1 protein-coding gene is annotated in these 1,292 nt (G+C 65.1%); it reads right to left on the bottom strand.

Annotated elements, in window-relative coordinates; translation table 11 throughout:
- Window positions 1–1,292 (bottom strand): (2Fe-2S)-binding protein (locus HUK84_RS18755; RefSeq protein ID WP_176641576.1); only part of this gene is annotated, 1,292 nt, incomplete at both ends.

The raw sequence follows: 1,292 nt of genomic DNA, 5'->3' as shown, positions 1-1,292 counted from the left end.
CCGCCGGTCCGGCGCCGGTCGCCGCCCGCGGCAGGTTGTCGGCGGGCCTGACCTGGTCGCGCTCCGGCACGGTGCGGACATTCGGGTCCGGGCGGGCATCATTGACGAAGGTGCGGAAGCGCTTCAGCTTGTCCCGGTCGCTCAGCACGTCGCGCCATTCGCAGTGATAATTGTCCACCACCGCCTGCATCTGCTGCTCCAGCTCGGCGCAGAGGCCCAAACTGTCATGGATGACGACGTCCTTCAGATAATCCAGCCCGCCATCCAGGTTCTCCCGCCACACCGACGTGCGCTGCAGCCGGTCGGCGGTGCGGATATAGAACATCAGGAACCGGTCGATATATTTCACCAACGTCTCGGAATCCAGGTCCGTGGCGAACAGCTCGGCATGGCGCGGGCGCATCCCGCCATTGCCGCACACATACAGGTTCCAGCCATTTTCGGTGGCGATCACGCCGACATCCTTGCTCTGCGCCTCGGCGCATTCGCGGGTGCAGCCCGAAACCGCGAATTTCAGCTTGTGCGGCGACCGCAGGCCCTTGTAGCGGTTTTCCAGGTCCAGCGCCTTGCCCACGCTGTCCTGCACGCCATAGCGACACCACGTGCTGCCGACACAGGATTTCACGGTGCGGGTCGATTTGCCGTAGGCATGGCCGGTCTCGAACCCCGCATCCAGCAATTCGCCCCAGATATCCGGCAATTGATGCAATTGCGCGCCGAACAGGTCGATCCGCTGCCCGCCGGTAATCTTGGTGTACAGGCCGTATTTTTTCGCGACCGCGCCCAGCACGATCAGCCGGTCGGGCGTGATCTCGCCGCCCGCGATGCGCGGCACCACCGAATAGGTGCCGTTCTTCTGCATGTTGGCCATGAACGTGTCGTTCGTGTCCTGCAACGGGATATGGGCCGGATCGGTGATCGGCTTGTTCCACGCCGACGACAGGATGGACCCCACCGCCGGCTTGCAGATGTCGCAGCCCAGCCCGCCATTGCCGTGGCGCGCCATCAGGTCCTCGAAGGTGCGGATGCCCTGCACCCGCACCAGCGAATAAAGCTCCTGCCTGGTATGGGAAAAATGCTCGCACAGGCTGCGATCGACGGTGATCCCCCGCGCGGTCAGCGCGCCCTCGAACACGCTCTTCAGCAATGCCGCGCAGCCGCCGCAGCCGGTGCCGGCCCTGGTGGCCTGCTTCAGCGCGCCCAGATCGCCGCAGCCCTGGTCGATGGCGTTGCAGATCGCGCCCTTGGTCACGTTATGGCACGAACAGATCGTCGCGCCGTCGGGCAGGGCG

The organism is Nguyenibacter vanlangensis, assembly GCF_013376155.1.
GTDB classification, from domain to species: domain Bacteria; phylum Pseudomonadota; class Alphaproteobacteria; order Acetobacterales; family Acetobacteraceae; genus Gluconacetobacter; species Gluconacetobacter vanlangensis.
Note: the sequence above shows the minus strand (reverse complement) of the source record. Positions and strands in the feature narration are given on the sequence as shown.